Source organism: Pseudomonas sp. zfem004 (genome assembly GCF_032621715.1).
Lineage (GTDB): Bacteria > Pseudomonadota > Gammaproteobacteria > Pseudomonadales > Pseudomonadaceae > Aquipseudomonas > Aquipseudomonas sichuanensis.
On record NZ_JAVYJF010000005.1, the window covers coordinates 76,212 to 90,200 of the forward strand.

The window sequence follows — 13,989 nt, forward strand, 5'->3', positions numbered from 1 at the left end:
GTGGGAGCGGGCTTGCCCCGCGATAGGCTCGACAAAGGAGTCCTCAGGTGGACGAGTACCAGCAGACCATACGTACGTTGTCCGACCGCATCGTGGCCGCGCAAACCCCCATTCGCGTGCTCGATGCGGTGAAATGGGACGACGGCATCCGCCAGGGTTTCCTCAAGGCCAAGGGCAAGGAACCACCCGCGGTGGACCGTGCCTACTACCAGAGCCGGCCCTTGTCGTTCGATTCCAGCGCGGTAAAGGCCGAGTTCCAGAACATCGAGCGTGACATCACCCGCCAGCTTGGCCAGTTCAACCCGGTCGGGCAGATCATGCGACGCATGTGCAAGGAATACCGCATGGTGGTGCGCATGCTCGAAGCGCGCGGCACCGAGGACTTCGGGCTGATTTCCCAGGAGCTGTACGGCGCGGCCTCCGACGCTTTCCATGCCGGTGACCCGACCCTCGCCGACCTGGGGCTGATGCTCTCGGATTACCTGAACAACATTGACGGCCGTGGCGATCTCAAGGACGAGCCGAAGAACCTCACGGCGAAGGAGGCGGTGGAGATCCTCCAGCGCCGCCTGAACAAGGTGTTCGGCGAGGCCGAGGAAACCATTCGCGTATTCGAGTCGGACGGCATCGTCGCCGACGCGGCGGCCGGCGCCGACTATATCAAGGTGCGCGCCGACGCCATGTTCAACAACCGCGACGTGCGCGCCCTGGAGGTCCACGAAGGCCTGGTGCATGTCGGCACCACCCTCAATGGCCTGAACCAGCCGATCTGCACCTTCCTGGCCAAGGGCCCACCCTCGTCCACGGTGACCCAGGAGGGCCTGGCCATCCTGATGGAAGTGATCGCCTTCGCCTCCTACCCCAGCCGCCTGCGCAAGCTCACCAACCGCACCCGGGCCATCCACATGGTCGAGGAGGGCGCGGACTTCATGCAGGTATACGAGTTCTTCCGTGGCCAGGGCTTCGAGATGGGGCAGAGCTACAGCAACGCCAGCCGGGTGTTCCGCGGCTCGGTACCCAATGGCCTGCCATTCACCAAGGACTTGTCCTACCTCAAGGGCTTCATCATGGTTTACAACTACATTCAGTTGGCCGTGAAGAAGGGCAAGCTGGAGCAGATCCCGTTGCTGTTCTGCGGCAAGACCACCCTGGAAGACATGCGCACCTTGCGCCAGCTGGTCGAAGAAGGGCTGGTGGAGCCACCCAAGTACCTCCCGGAGCAGTTCCGCGACCTCAACGCGCTGTCGGCCTGGATGTGCTTCTCCAACTTCCTCAACCACTTGAGCCTGGACCGCATTGAAGCCGACTACGCGAACATTCTCTGACGCCTGCCGTCACCTCGCCTTCGGCCTCGGGCTGCTGCTGTTGAGTGGCTGCAGCAGCCTGCTGTTCTACCCCGAGCGCGGTCAGCCGTTCACCCCCGAGCGGGCCAAGCTCGACTACCGCGATGTCACCCTGACCACCGCTGACGGCGTTCGCCTGCACGGCTGGTGGCTGCCGGCCAAGGCCGGTGTCGAGGTCAAGGGCACGGTGCTGCACCTGCATGGCAACGGCGGCAACCTGGCGGGCCACCTGGGTGGCAGCTACTGGCTACCGGAGCGGGGCTACCAGGTGCTGATGATCGACTACCGGGGCTATGGCCTGTCCCAGGGCAAGGCCAGCTTGCCTGGGGTCTATGAAGACATCGCGGCGGCCATGGCCTGGCTGGAGCGTGCGCCCGAGGTGCAGGGCAAGCCATTGGTGCTGCTGGGCCAGAGCCTCGGCGGCGCCATGGCCATCCATTACCTGGCGGCGCACCCGCAGCAGAGCGAGCGCTTCCAGGCGCTGGTGTTCGACGGTGTGCCGGCCAGTTACCGGGCGGTGGGCCGCTATGCCCTCGGTACCTCGTGGATGACCTGGCCGCTGCAGGTGCCGCTGTCGTGGCTGGTACCCGACGGCGACAGCGCGATCCGCTCCATCGAACAGCTGGCCAGCCCGCCCAAGCTGTTCTTCCACAGCATCGATGACAGGCTGGTGCCCTTGGACAACGGCATTCGCCTGTACCAGCACGCACCGCCCCCGCGGGTGCTGCAATTGACCCGCGGCGGCCATGTGCAGACCTTCGCCGACCCGACCTGGCGCCAGGTGATGCTGCGTTTTCTGGACGACCCCGCGCATTTCAACGGCCTGCGCCGCCTGGCCGAAGTACCCAACTACCCTGACGAGAAGAACAAGCAATGAGTGAAGAACGCAACGCCATCCCGCTGATCCTGACCGGCGTCGGCAGCATCATCGTGACGGTGGGGGCCCTCTGGTATTACGGCTACCTGCATTTCGCCAAGCCTGAAGATGCCCTGTTGCTGCAGGACTTCACCATGCTCAAGACCATTCCAGGCGAGGACTACAAGGTCTCGCTGGATCCGGCGCCGCAGGTGGCGCAATGCCTGGATGGCGTGCTGGTGCTGTTCGATACCCAGCAGAAGGGCCTGACCGGTGTGCTGGTGGACAACCGCAAGCGCGCGGTGCGCTGCATGGGCGAGGAAACGCCGCAAAAAGTGCAGTGAGTGGTTGAGCCCATCATTCATGTCAGATCGGGCGGGGGCATGCTCGCGTTATTGAGGCACTACTGCAATCGCGATTGCGCGGTCTTGTAGATGTCGCCTCGCTCCCGCTTGCCAATTGCAATAACCAGCACCACCACTTGCTCGTCGATGACTCTGTAAACGAGACGGTAACCCGCTGACTTCAGTTTGATTTTGTAGCAGTCCGGCATCCCGGAGAGCTTATCCTTCTCGACCCTGGGGTTCTTCAGGCGCTCTTTGAGTTTGTTGACCAACTGAGACTGGAACTGTTCGGGGAGCTTGAACAGCTCCTTGTATGCCCGGGCGGTAAAATCAAGCTTGTAGGTCTTTTCCTTTTCCCACTTCTGCGATGAGCTCATCGATGTCCACTCTGATAGTGGGGTCACCCATTCGCTGGCGCACAAGCTCTGCCAGTTGCATGTCATCAATCAGGTCCATCATCGCCTCGTAGCGCTCCGGCGGTACTGCGTAGAAGGCAGGCTCGTTCCGATTGAGGATCACCACGGTTTCACCGTGCGCTTCGCGAATAGTGCCCATTGGGTCTTTCTTGAGGTCGGTGATGGATGCTGCCAGATCGGCGAGGACGTGGAAGGTCATAGTTGTATCAACCCATTTGTCTTGAAGGATGGTTGAGTGATTCTAGTGCTTTGGAAGGTGTCTTTAAAGGTGCTTTTGACCAAAGGCCAAGCATGAAAAAACCCGCCATCAGGCGGGTTTTTTCATTCAGCCAGCAGTCCTCACTGGACTTGGCTCACCGCACGCGGCATTACCGGCTGGTTATCGTTGGAGATGGTCACCTCAACCCGACGGTTCTGCGCACGGCCTGAGTTGCTGCCGTTATCGGCCACCGGATACTCCTTGCCGTAGCCCTGGGCGACGATGCGCGCTGGGTCCACCCCGGCACGTACCAGCGCCATGCGCACGGCACCGGCGCGGCGCTCGGACAGGCTCTGGTTGTAGTTGGCCGAGCCGACGCTGTCGGTATAGCCCTCGACGATCACCTTGCGCTCCGGGTTCTCCTGGAGGAACTGCGCCAGTTTGGTGACGTTGGGGTAGGCGCTGCTCTTGAGTTCGGCCTTGTTGAAGTCGAACAGCACGTCGCCGAAGGTCACCAGCGTGCCGCGGTCGGTCTGCTTGGCGTTGAGGCTGTCCTGCAGCTTCTTGATCTGCGCGTCACGGGCATCGAGCTTGGCCTGGGCGCGTTGCGCGGCGGAGTTCTTCAGCTCGGCCTCGGCCGTGCGCAGGGTGATGGTCTGCTTGGCCACTTCGACGCGCTGGTTGGTGAGGTAGGCGAGCTGGTCGACCTTCTTGCTGTCCTCACGCTCCATATAGGCCTTGTCGGCCTTGTTCAGCCAGTCCTGGGCGTCCTTGGTTTCGAGGGCGGCCACCTTGCTCGACTGTGGATCGCTCTGCAGTACCGAGAAGTTGGTGCGGGCCGATTCGAGGTTGGCGTTCGGGTCGTGGGAGCAGGCGGCAAGGCCGACACTCAGGGCCAGCAGGGCGGGAATCATGACGTAGTTGCGCATAGTGTTCATCCTTTGATCGTTAGCGAAGGCTCGGGGGCGCAGCAGGCCTATTCGGCGCTGCGCAGGCCTTCTTCACGTACGTCCTGGACACCCTGGCGGGCATCCTGCACAGCCTTCTGGGCCTTGGCGGCCTGGGCCTTGCGTTCAGCGACACGGGCATCCCATTCGGCCTGTTCGGCGAGCATGCGGGCCTGGTCGTACTGCTTGTCGTGCATGGCAATCTCGGCCTGCTTGAACTTGTCCTGGGCCGCTTTCATTTCCACTGCCGCGAACTCGGTACCGCCGGCACTGACCGCAGCATTCACTGCCGACTGGCTGACGGCATACTGCTCGGTGGGCGGCTTGCCGGCGCAACCGGCCAGTACCAGGCTGCCGCCCAGGGCCAGTGCGGCCAGCTTCAGCCCGCGCAGGTGAGTGGTGGAGGGTTTTGCAATGCGGGTCTTCATGGTGGTCAACTCCATTGGGTCACTCCTGTTAACGACGATGTCCGCGACCGGTCCATCGTTGTTCCCCAGCCAAGGCGTGCGCTGCAACGCCCGTGTTTGCAGGGTTTTGCCGTGATGGCTACTGGCTGTGACCGAGGCGTTTTTTGGATAGTTCAGAAAAATTGCTGTGCTAACGATGTTTTTTTCTGACTGATTGGTCAGCGCGAAAAGTGCGGAACTTTGCGCAGCCGGAGAGGTATGCGGGCCTTATGGAACAAGGCCCGCAGGTAGGGGAGGGCTAGTGGCGTTCGTTTTTACCCGGGCTGCCGAGTGCAGCCAGATGACGGCGCGAAAGCGCAAGGAATCGAGGTGTCGGGCCTATGTCCTCGTACAGCGGATCCCCTTCCTCATCGGTGGCGATCACCTGCCGGCCCTTGATGTACGGGAAGCTGGCTTCGAGCTCCTCGAGCGCGGCGGCGACCAGTTCGCCAAGCAGCGCTTCAGGGCTGCGCTTGGGGTACATCTCGGTCAGCGCGGCCAGGCGCGCTTCAGCTTCCATGTCCAGGTGCAGGACATGCCCGGTGGGGCTCAGGCGTCCGGCGGCATTCTGTTCCCAGTGCTGGGCGAGTTCGCGGATTTTCATGATGACCTCTGTCAAAGCCTCGAAAGTGGCATTGCTTCGGATGACCACTCTTCACTTTAGTTGCTTTGCCCGCGCCCGGCTTGCCAGGCGCGGCCTGGAGTCGGCACTCTTGGGGCTTGCTGTTTCCTGGAGTGGAGAGACCCGATGAGCGATATCGATCTGCGTTTGCGCGAGGATGTGCATCTTTTGGGGGAGCTGCTAGGCGAGACCATCCGCCAGCAGCATGGCGAGGCGTTCCTGCAGAAAATCGAGGACATCCGCCACAGCGCCAAGGCCGACCGGCTCGTGGAGGGTGAAAAGCTCAGCTCGACCCTGGGCGACCTGGCCGAGGAGGACCTGCTACCCGTGGCGCGGGCCTTCAACCAGTTCCTCAACCTGGCCAACATCGCCGAGCAGTACCAGTTGATTCGCCGTCGCGATGCCGACCAGCCGCAGCCTTTCGAGGCGCAGGTACTGCCCGAACTGCTGGCCCGGCTCAAGTCGGCCGGGCATAGCGACGATGCACTGGCCCGGCAGTTGGCCAAGCTCGATATCCAGCTGGTGCTCACCGCCCACCCCACCGAGGTGGCCCGCCGTACCCTGATTCAGAAATACGACGCCATCGCCGCGCAACTGGCAGCCCAGGACCACCGCGACCTGAGCCCCGACGAGCGCGGGCAGGTACGCGAGCGCCTGCGCCGGCTGATCGCCGAGGCCTGGCACACCGAGGAGATCCGCCGCACCCGCCCCACGCCGGTGGACGAAGCCAAATGGGGCTTCGCGGTGATCGAGCATTCACTGTGGCAGGCCATCCCCGGCCACCTGCGCAAGGTCGATGCGGCGCTGTTCCAGGCCACCGGCCTGCGCCTGCCGCTGGAGAGTGCACCGATCCGCTTCGCCTCGTGGATGGGGGGCGACCGTGACGGCAACCCCAATGTCACCGCCAGCGTGACCCGCGAAGTGCTGCTGCTGGCACGCTGGATGGCCGCCGACCTGTTCCTGCGCGATATCGAAAACCTGGCCGCCGAGTTGTCGATGCAGCAGGCCAGCGCGGCCCTGCGCGAACAGGTCGGTGACAGCGCCGAGCCTTACCGCGCGGTGCTCAAGCAACTGCGTGACCGCCTGCGCGCCACCCGTACCTGGGCCCAGGCGTCCTTGGCGGCTGCACAACCGGCCAGCGCTGCCGTGCTGGTCGACAACCGCGACCTGATCGCGCCACTGGAGCTGTGCTTCCAGTCGCTGCATGAGTGCGGCATGGGCGTGATTGCCGACGGGCCGTTGCTCGACTGCCTGCGCCGGGCAGTGACGTTCGGCCTGTTCCTGGTGCGCCTGGACGTGCGCCAGGATGCCGCCCGCCACCGCGATGCGCTGAGCGAAATCACCGATTACCTGGGGCTCGGGCGCTACGCCGAATGGGACGAAGCGCGGCGCATCGAGTTCCTCCAGGCTGAGCTGAAAAATCGCCGCCCGTTGCTGCCCGGGCACTTCAAGCCCCAGGCCGATACCGCCGAAGTGCTTGCCACCTGCCGCGAGATCGCCGCTGCGCCTGCTGCCTCGCTGGGCTCCTATGTGATCTCCATGGCCGGCGCGGCCTCCGATGTGCTGGCGGTGCAACTGCTGCTCAAGGAAGCCGGGCTGACCCGGCCGATGCGTGTGGTGCCGTTGTTCGAGACCCTCGCCGACCTGGACAACGCCGGGCCGGTGATGGAGCGTCTGCTCGGACTGCCGGGCTACCGCGCCGGCTTGCATGGGCCGCAGGAAGTGATGATCGGCTACTCCGACTCGGCCAAGGACGCCGGCACCACGGCGGCGGCCTGGGCGCAGTACCGCGCCCAGGAACAGTTGGTGCGCATCTGCCGCGAACACCAGGTCGAACTGCTGCTGTTCCATGGCCGCGGCGGTACGGTCGGGCGCGGTGGCGGCCCGGCCCATGCTGCCATCCTGTCGCAGCCGCCGGGGTCGGTGGGCGGGCGCTTCCGGACCACCGAGCAGGGCGAGATGATCCGCTTCAAGTTCGGCCTGCCGGGGATCGCCGAGCAGAACCTCAACCTCTACCTGGCCGCGGTACTGGAGGCGACCCTGCTGCCGCCCCCACCGCCGCAACCGGCCTGGCGCGCGCTGATGGACCAGTTGGCCGCCGACGGGGTCAAGGCTTACCGCGGCGTCGTGCGGGAGAACCCCGACTTTGTCGAGTACTTCCGCCAGTCCACTCCGGAGCAGGAACTTGGCCGCCTGCCGCTGGGCAGCCGCCCGGCCAAGCGGCGTGCCGGGGGTATCGAGAGCTTGCGGGCGATTCCCTGGATTTTCGGCTGGACCCAGACCCGTCTCATGCTGCCGGCCTGGCTCGGCTGGGAAACGGCGCTGAACAATGCCCTGGCCCGTGGCCAGGGCGAGCTGCTGGCGCAGATGCGCGAGCAATGGCCGTTCTTCCGCACCCGCATCGACATGCTCGAAATGGTGCTGGCCAAGGCCGATGCGCAGATCGCCGAGGCCTACGACCAACGTCTAGTGCAACCGCAGCTGCTGCCATTGGGTGCGCACCTGCGCGACCTATTGTCGCAGTCGTGCCAGGTGGTGCTGGGCCTGACCGGGCAGTCGGTGCTACTGGCGCACAGCCCCGAAACCCTGGAATTCATCCGTCTGCGCAACACCTACCTCGACCCCTTGCATCGCCTTCAGGCCGAGCTGCTGGCCCGCTCGCGCAACCGCGAAGCCGCTCTGGACAGCCCGTTGGAGCAGGCTCTGCTGGTCACCGTGGCGGGCATCGCGGCCGGTTTGCGCAATACCGGTTGAGGCGCTCAACCCGTGCCTGCGGTCGGCAAGCCAGCGGCTGCCGACCGTGAGCACGAGGGCTGGTTGCGCTGGGCGCAACCGGGGCCCTGCTGGGCTGCGACGGACACTTTGCTGCCCGGTTGGGACGCTTGTCGGGGGGGCGGGGGCTGTGTATCTTGAGCAGCCTTTGGACCGATTTTGCGGTCTCGACCGATTTTCCGGAGTTGGCCTTGTGCGCCGAATCCGTTGATTTGCATAGAAAAATATGAGGAGCACAAGATGCGTGTAATTCTGCTGGGAGCTCCCGGGGCCGGTAAAGGTACTCAGGCAAAGTTCATCACCGAGAAGTTCGGTATTCCCCAGATCTCCACCGGCGACATGCTGCGTGCTGCCGTCAAGGCCGGCACCCCGCTGGGCTTGGAACTGAAGAAAGTCATGGATGCCGGCCAACTGGTCTCCGACGAGCTGATCATCAGCCTGGTCAAGGAGCGCATCGCCCAGCCGGACTGCGCCAACGGCTGCCTGTTCGACGGTTTCCCGCGCACCATCCCGCAAGCTGAAGCCATGGTCGCCGCCGGTGTCGACATCGACGCCGTGGTCGAAATCGCCGTGGACGACGAAGAGATCGTCGGCCGCATGGCAGGCCGCCGCGTACACCTGGCCTCGGGCCGCACCTACCACATTCAGTACAACCCGCCGAAAGTGGAAGGCAAGGACGACGTCACCGGCGAAGACCTGATCCAGCGCGACGACGACAAGGAAGAAACCGTGCGTAATCGCCTGTCGGTCTACCACAGCCAGACCAAGCCGCTGGTGGACTTCTACCAGAAGTTGTCGGCCGCCAACGCCGGCAAGCCGAAGTACAGCCATATCGAAGGCGTCGGCTCGGTCGAGTCGATCACCGCCAAGGTGCTGGCAGCCCTGAGCTGATTCAGCACCGTGCGTCACGACGGCCCGCTTGCGGGCCGTTGTCGTTTATACTGCCGCTCTTTTTCCCCTGTCCCTTGGAAACCGCGTTCGATGACCACCTTGCTGGCCCTGGATACCGCCACCGAAGCCTGTTCCGTCGCCCTGCTGCATGACGGCAAGGTGACCAGCCATTACGAGGTGATCCCGCGCCTGCACGCGCAGAAGCTGCTGCCGATGATCAAGCAGTTGCTGGCCGATACCGGCGTGGCGCTGAGCGCCGTGGATGCCATCGCCTTTGGCCGGGGCCCGGGCGCCTTTACCGGCGTGCGGATCGCCATCGGTGTGGTCCAGGGCCTGGCCTTCGCCCTGCAGCGCCCGGTGTTGCCGATCTCCAACCTGGCCGCGCTGGCCCAGGGCGCGTTGCGCGAGCATGGTGTGCAGCAGGTCGCCGCCTCCATCGATGCGCGCATGGACGAGGTGTATTGGGGTTGCTATCGGGCGGAGCAGGGCGAGATGCGCCTGGTCGGCCAGGAAGTGGTGGTGGCGCCCGAGCGCGTGAGCTTGCCTGAAGGCCTGGCCGGCGAGTGGTTCGGTGCCGGTACTGGCTGGAGCCTGGCCGAGCGCTTGGCGGTGCAGGCCAGCGCCAGCGATGCCGCTGCACTGCCCAATGCCCTGGATATCCTCACCCTGGCCACCCATGCCTGGGCCCGTGGCGAAGCCGTCGCCGCCGAGCAGGCGCAACCGGTATATCTGCGCGATAATGTCGCTACGCCCAAGGCACGCTGAGGTCGTTCGTCGGCTATCGCCGTTCACGATAAAACCTTTTGCGCGAACTGTGGTCCAGTTATCGTTCGGGCATTAGCGATGGATCTCTGATGCTGCTAAATTGCCATCATTGATCCTGAGTGCCACGCCATGCGTATCGACGGCTTCTCCTCGCAGAGTTACCCCATCAAGCGCCCGCCGCGCAAAGCGCCGGTGCGTGACGAAGCGATCGACGACGCCGAGATCATCGAAGAGCCCGAGCAGCAGGCCAGCCGCGCCAGCCGTCGCAGCGGCAACCTGCCGGCCCGCCAGCAGGACCTGATCTTCCCCCGCGCCCGTGACCGGCGTACCTCCACGGCACTGGCCAGCTACCTGACCACCGCCGGCTTCACCGACTGGGATATGGAAGTGCTGGGGCTGGACCTGTACATTTGACGGATGATTCCGTCCCCCCAGCCCTACTTTCTCGGTTGTCCCTCCTGGAGCGAAAACGCCTGGCGTGAGTATCTCTATCCCGCCGATGCCCGCACTGCTGAGTTCCTCGGTTTGTACAGCCAGGTATTCAATGCCGTGGAAGGCAACACCACCTTCTATGCCCGGCCAGCGCCTGCGACGGTAGAGCGCTGGGCGCAGAACATGCCGGCGGGCTTTCGCTTCACGGCCAAGTTTCCGGGCGATGTCAGCCATGCCGGGGATCTGCGCGCACAACTTGATTCAGCGATCGACTTCACGCGTTTGATGGCGCCGTTGGGGGAGCGCGTGTCCCCATACTGGCTGCAGTTGCCGGCACAGTTCGGGCCCTCGCGCATGGGTGAGCTGGCCTATTTTCTGGATGAAGTTGGCGTGCCGGTTGCCGTTGAGGTGCGCAACGATGCGTTCTTCGCCCGTGGAGACGAAGAACGCCTGCTCAATCGGCTGTTGCATGAGCGGGGTGTCGAGCGCATCTGCCTGGACCCGCGAGCTCTGTTCAGTTGCACATCCCGTGAGCCTGGTGTGCTGCATGCGCAGTCCAAGAAGCCCAAGGTGCCGCCGCGCCCGTGTGCGTTCAGCCAGCATCCGCAGGTGCGCTTTATCGGCCACCCTGAGCTTGCGGCCAACGAAACATTCCTTACCCCCTGGGTCGACAAAGTGGCGGCGTGGATCGAAGAGGGCCGTAGCCCCTATGTGTTTCTGCACACCGCCGACAACCGCATGGCGGCAGCGCTTGCCCAGCATTTCCACCAGCGCCTGATGGCACGCCTGCCCGGGCTGGCCGCGTTGCCGGAATTGCCACGCGCGCCCGAGGTCGAACAGCTAGGGCTACTCTGACGACACTCTCTTCATCTGCCGGAGGTTGAACCATGGATGTGCAAACCCTGCGAGCCGAAGCCTTCAAGGCGCTGCATGAGCGCGATGGCGCATTCGTCATTCCCAATCCATGGGATGCAGGCTCGGCCAGGATGCTGGCGGCCCTTGGCTTCGAGGCATTGGCCACCACCAGTGCGGGACTGGCGTTCAGCCTGGGGCGCCCGGATGCCGAAGGCGCCCTGAGCCTCGAGGAAACCCTGGCCAATGCCCAGGCCATCGTGGATGCCACGCCGCTGCCGGTGGCGGCAGACCTGGAAAACGGCTTTGGCGATTTGCCCGAGGACTGTGCGCAGACGATCCTGCGCGCTGCCGCAACCGGCCTGGTGGGCGGTTCGATCGAAGATGCCAGTGGCCGCAGCGAGGCGCCGATCTACGACTTCGACCTGTCCGTGGCACGCGTGCGCGCAGCCGTGGAAGCCACTCGTCAACTGCCATTTCCGTTCACGCTTTGCGCCCGTGCCGAGAACCTGCTGCACGGCAAGCTGGACCTGGACGACACCATTCGGCGCCTGCAGGCCTATGCCGACGCCGGTGCCGATGTGTTGTATGCGCCTGGGTTGCGCAGCGTCGATGAGATTCGCGCGGTGGTGCAGGCCGTGGCGCCCAAGCCGGTAAACGTGCTGATGGGCATGCCGGGGGTGCCGCTTGGCGTCAACCAGTTGCAGGACCTGGGCGTGAGGCGCATCAGTGTCGGTTCGTCGCTGGCTCGCGCCGCACTGGGTGCCTTCCAGCGCGCAGCGTTGGAAATCCGCGACCAGGGCACGTTCGGCTATGGCGATCAGGCGATGCCATTTGCTCAGCTCAATGATCTGTTTCGCCGCTGAAAACCCGTGCAGTAGGGGATTGCAACGTAGCCCGGCACTCCCGGTGTCAGCCAGCTAGCCAGCGTTCTCAGGCGTACGCGCGGACGTTGTTCAACACCACTGGGCGGGCCCAATGGATGTCGAATTCCAGGTCGTTTTGCTGCTTGGCCAGGGTCGGTTCGTCGAATGGCTCTGGCGCCGGATCGAGCAGGTTCTTCTCGAGTTCGGCGATCGGCAGGAACAGTGGGCGAGGTGATGGCGCGGGGCCTGGCTCGGCAATCGGATGGCCCTGGCTCATGACCACCGGGCGCAGCCAGCTGTTGCTGATGTCGAGGTCGCGCTGCTGGGTGATCAGCTCGGCGGTGCTGAAGGGTTCGGGTGCGGGTTCCAGCAGGTTGGCCTCGAGCTCCGCCTTGGGCAGGAACAGCGGCTCGGGAGGGATGATTTCGGTGTCATGCACCGGCAGGGCGCGCTGAGCATCGATCAAGGCCAAGGCCCTGGCGCCGCCGACAGGTTCGCCGCTTTCTTTGTCGTACTGCACCAGCGCCTGGCTGACGCTGTCGATTTCCCCTTGCGGCTGCTCGGCCATGGCCCGGGCGAAGAAGTCCTGCCACAGGTGGCTGACGCCGCCCAGTGCCTGGGAGTTCTGTCGACCGTAGTTGCCGACAGGCGACAGGTAGGTCAAGCCGATGGGGAGAGTGTCTGACATGGCAGTCGCGCGCGTTGTGCTCTGGCAGAATAGCGGATACTGCGTGTATCGGCTGAGGCCGGGGTTTCATTAATTAATTTCGAGTGCGGGATCCGATGGTAGAGCAAGAGCTGGGCACAGGTATCAGGATCGAGGCACTGGCCCCCGAATTCCAGGCGCAGGCGCTGGCATGGGCCGAACGCCTGGGCTTGCCGCTGGCCGACGAGGCGGCCGGGTTTGCCGTGCAGGTCGGGGCCGATGGCCTGCAGATCCAGCAACTGGGCCCACAGGCACCCGGCCCTGTGCGGGTGGATTTTGTCGAGGGCCAGGCGGCGCATCGGCGGCTGTTCGGTGGCGGCAGCGGGCAGATGATCGCCAAGGCGGTGGGTATCGCCCAGGGCGTGCGGCCGCAGGTGCTCGATGCCACTGCGGGGTTGGGCAAGGATGCGTTCGTGCTGGCCAGCCTGGGGTGCCAGATGACCTTGATCGAGCGTCAACCGTTGATCGCGGCGTTGCTGGAAGATGGCCTGGCGCGGGCGCGGGGGGACCTTGAGGTAGGGGCGATCGTCGAGCGCATGCGGCTCTTGACTGGCAATGCCATCGAGCGCATGCGCGGGTGGGAAGGGGAGGCGCCCCAGGTGATCTACCTTGATCCGATGTTCCCGCATCGAGACAAGAGCGCGTTGGTGAAGAAGGAAATGCGCGTGTTCCGGCCATTGGTCGGTGATGACCTGGATGCGCCGGCGTTGCTCGAGGCGGCGTTGGCGCTGGCTTCGCACCGGGTGGTGGTCAAGCGGCCGCGCAAGGCGCCGATTATCGATGGGCCGAAGCCGAGCCATAGCCTTGAGGGGAAGTCGAGTCGGTACGACATCTACCCGAAGAAGGCTTTTAAAGCTTGAATTGAGTGTTCGCCGATAGATCTTCTGCGCCGATGAGATCGAGCGCCGCGCGGGCGGCGCTCGATCTCATCGGCGCAGAAGATCTATCGGCGAACACCTGGTGGCCTTCACGCAAAACCCAAAGGCCCAGCCCTCATCACACCAAAACCCGCGAACTCGCCACCGCCACCACCGCCAGCCCAATCGCCAGATTGACCCCCACCATCCGCCGAATCCGCCCCAGAACCCCAGCCCCCGCCGCCCAATCCTCGGCCTGCACCGCCGTGCGCAATTCAGGCAGCAGCAACGACTGGATCCGCATGAACAACGCAAACATCACGATCCCACCACCAATCATCACCTGAACATACCGCGGTGCCGTCTCGAACCCGGCAAAGCGCAGGTGAATCATGCCCACCCCGCTGATCGCCAGGATCGCCACCGCCAGCCAGACCCATCTGAAGAACCGCTGGAAAACTTCCACCCACAAACGCAGCCGCGCCGGCCCCTCCAGGGCTGCAACCGTGGCTGGGCGCAGGATCAGCCAGGCGAAGAACATACCGCCAACCCAGACCAGGGCAGCAAGGACATGCAGGGTGTAGGGCAGGGCAAAGGCGAGCATCCGGATCTCCATGCGGCACAAAGGGCAATAGCGGGGTATGATAGCCGGCCCATGCGAAACACTGAAAATAT

The 13,989-nt window shown here is 64.3% G+C and carries 17 protein-coding genes; 10 read left to right on the forward strand and 7 right to left on the reverse strand.

The annotated features are described in order from the left end of the window. The first annotated feature begins 47 nt into the window (after positions 1-47). The 3 genes from RTH46_RS07275 to RTH46_RS07285 are packed head-to-tail and all read left to right on the forward strand — an operon-like array spanning position 48 to position 2,543. On the forward strand, positions 48-1,325 hold the full coding sequence (locus RTH46_RS07275) for a flavohemoglobin expression-modulating QEGLA motif protein (protein WP_125857653.1): 1,278 nt from the start codon (positions 48-50) through the stop codon (positions 1,323-1,325). Beyond that, positions 1,297-2,220, forward strand: coding sequence for an alpha/beta hydrolase (locus RTH46_RS07280; protein WP_316905326.1), 924 nt, complete (start codon positions 1,297-1,299; stop codon positions 2,218-2,220). Before RTH46_RS07275 ends, RTH46_RS07280 begins: the two co-directional genes overlap by 29 nt. After that, entirely contained in the window at positions 2,217-2,543 is a 327-nt protein-coding gene (locus tag RTH46_RS07285) for a hypothetical protein (protein WP_153786248.1), read from the forward strand. Before RTH46_RS07280 ends, RTH46_RS07285 begins: the two co-directional genes overlap by 4 nt. A gap of 59 nt (positions 2,544-2,602) precedes the next feature. Here the strand turns inward: RTH46_RS07285 and RTH46_RS07290 are convergent, their stop codons facing one another. The 5 genes from RTH46_RS07290 to RTH46_RS07310 form a co-directional block, all read right to left on the reverse strand. Next, positions 2,603-2,920: a type II toxin-antitoxin system RelE family toxin gene (locus RTH46_RS07290; RefSeq protein WP_153786247.1), complete on the reverse strand. Its 318-nt coding sequence runs from the start codon at positions 2,918-2,920 to the stop codon at positions 2,603-2,605. Beyond that, entirely contained in the window at positions 2,874-3,158 is a 285-nt protein-coding gene (locus RTH46_RS07295) for a type II toxin-antitoxin system Phd/YefM family antitoxin (protein WP_153786246.1), read from the reverse strand. Before RTH46_RS07295 ends, RTH46_RS07290 begins: the two co-directional genes overlap by 47 nt. Positions 3,159-3,298: 140 nt before the next feature. After that, positions 3,299-4,087 carry an OmpA family protein gene (locus tag RTH46_RS07300; RefSeq protein ID WP_153786245.1) on the reverse strand — a complete coding sequence of 263 codons (789 nt, stop codon included), beginning with the start codon at positions 4,085-4,087 and terminating at the stop codon, positions 3,299-3,301. Between the two features lie 47 nt (positions 4,088-4,134). Beyond that, positions 4,135-4,548: a DUF4398 domain-containing protein gene (locus RTH46_RS07305; RefSeq protein WP_153786244.1), complete on the reverse strand. Its 414-nt coding sequence runs from the start codon at positions 4,546-4,548 to the stop codon at positions 4,135-4,137. Between the two features lie 262 nt (positions 4,549-4,810). Beyond that, on the reverse strand, positions 4,811-5,155 hold the full coding sequence (locus RTH46_RS07310; protein ID WP_153786243.1) for a pilin assembly protein: 345 nt from the start codon (positions 5,153-5,155) through the stop codon (positions 4,811-4,813). Between the two features lie 144 nt (positions 5,156-5,299). On the opposite strand from RTH46_RS07310, the gene ppc reads away from it, so the two are divergent. The 6 genes from ppc (at position 5,300) to RTH46_RS07340 (ending at position 11,751) form a co-directional block, all read left to right on the forward strand. Then, positions 5,300-7,927 (forward strand): phosphoenolpyruvate carboxylase, encoded by a 2,628-nt coding sequence (gene ppc, locus RTH46_RS07315; protein WP_316905327.1) that lies wholly within the window; start codon positions 5,300-5,302, stop codon positions 7,925-7,927. Between the two features lie 258 nt (positions 7,928-8,185). Next, entirely contained in the window at positions 8,186-8,836 is a 651-nt protein-coding gene (adk, locus tag RTH46_RS07320) for an adenylate kinase (protein WP_316905328.1), read from the forward strand. A gap of 90 nt (positions 8,837-8,926) precedes the next feature. Next, the gene (gene tsaB / locus RTH46_RS07325; protein WP_316905329.1) at positions 8,927-9,601 is read left to right on the forward strand and encodes a tRNA (adenosine(37)-N6)-threonylcarbamoyltransferase complex dimerization subunit type 1 TsaB; all 675 of its coding nucleotides are present in this window, start codon (positions 8,927-8,929) and stop codon (positions 9,599-9,601) included. Between the two features lie 129 nt (positions 9,602-9,730). Next, positions 9,731-10,015 (forward strand): hypothetical protein, encoded by a 285-nt coding sequence (locus RTH46_RS07330; protein ID WP_153786240.1) that lies wholly within the window; start codon positions 9,731-9,733, stop codon positions 10,013-10,015. Between the two features lie 3 nt (positions 10,016-10,018). Further along, positions 10,019-10,888 carry a DUF72 domain-containing protein gene (locus tag RTH46_RS07335; RefSeq protein ID WP_316905330.1) on the forward strand — a complete coding sequence of 290 codons (870 nt, stop codon included), beginning with the start codon at positions 10,019-10,021 and terminating at the stop codon, positions 10,886-10,888. 32 nt (positions 10,889-10,920) lie between these two features. Next, positions 10,921-11,751 (forward strand): oxaloacetate decarboxylase, encoded by an 831-nt coding sequence (locus RTH46_RS07340; RefSeq protein ID WP_153786238.1) that lies wholly within the window; start codon positions 10,921-10,923, stop codon positions 11,749-11,751. A 67-nt stretch (positions 11,752-11,818) separates the two neighbouring features. Here the strand turns inward: RTH46_RS07340 and RTH46_RS07345 are convergent, their stop codons facing one another. Beyond that, positions 11,819-12,439 (reverse strand): energy transducer TonB, encoded by a 621-nt coding sequence (locus RTH46_RS07345; RefSeq protein ID WP_153786237.1) that lies wholly within the window; start codon positions 12,437-12,439, stop codon positions 11,819-11,821. Positions 12,440-12,534: 95 nt separating this feature from the next. Here RTH46_RS07345 and RTH46_RS07350 point away from each other — a divergent pair, with 95 nt between their 5' ends. Then, entirely contained in the window at positions 12,535-13,317 is a 783-nt protein-coding gene (locus RTH46_RS07350; RefSeq protein ID WP_316905331.1) for a class I SAM-dependent methyltransferase, read from the forward strand. Positions 13,318-13,453: 136 nt separating this feature from the next. Here the strand turns inward: RTH46_RS07350 and RTH46_RS07355 are convergent, their stop codons facing one another. After that, entirely contained in the window at positions 13,454-13,918 is a 465-nt protein-coding gene (locus RTH46_RS07355; protein WP_125462902.1) for a CopD family protein, read from the reverse strand. Positions 13,919-13,989: the final 71 nt, after the last annotated feature.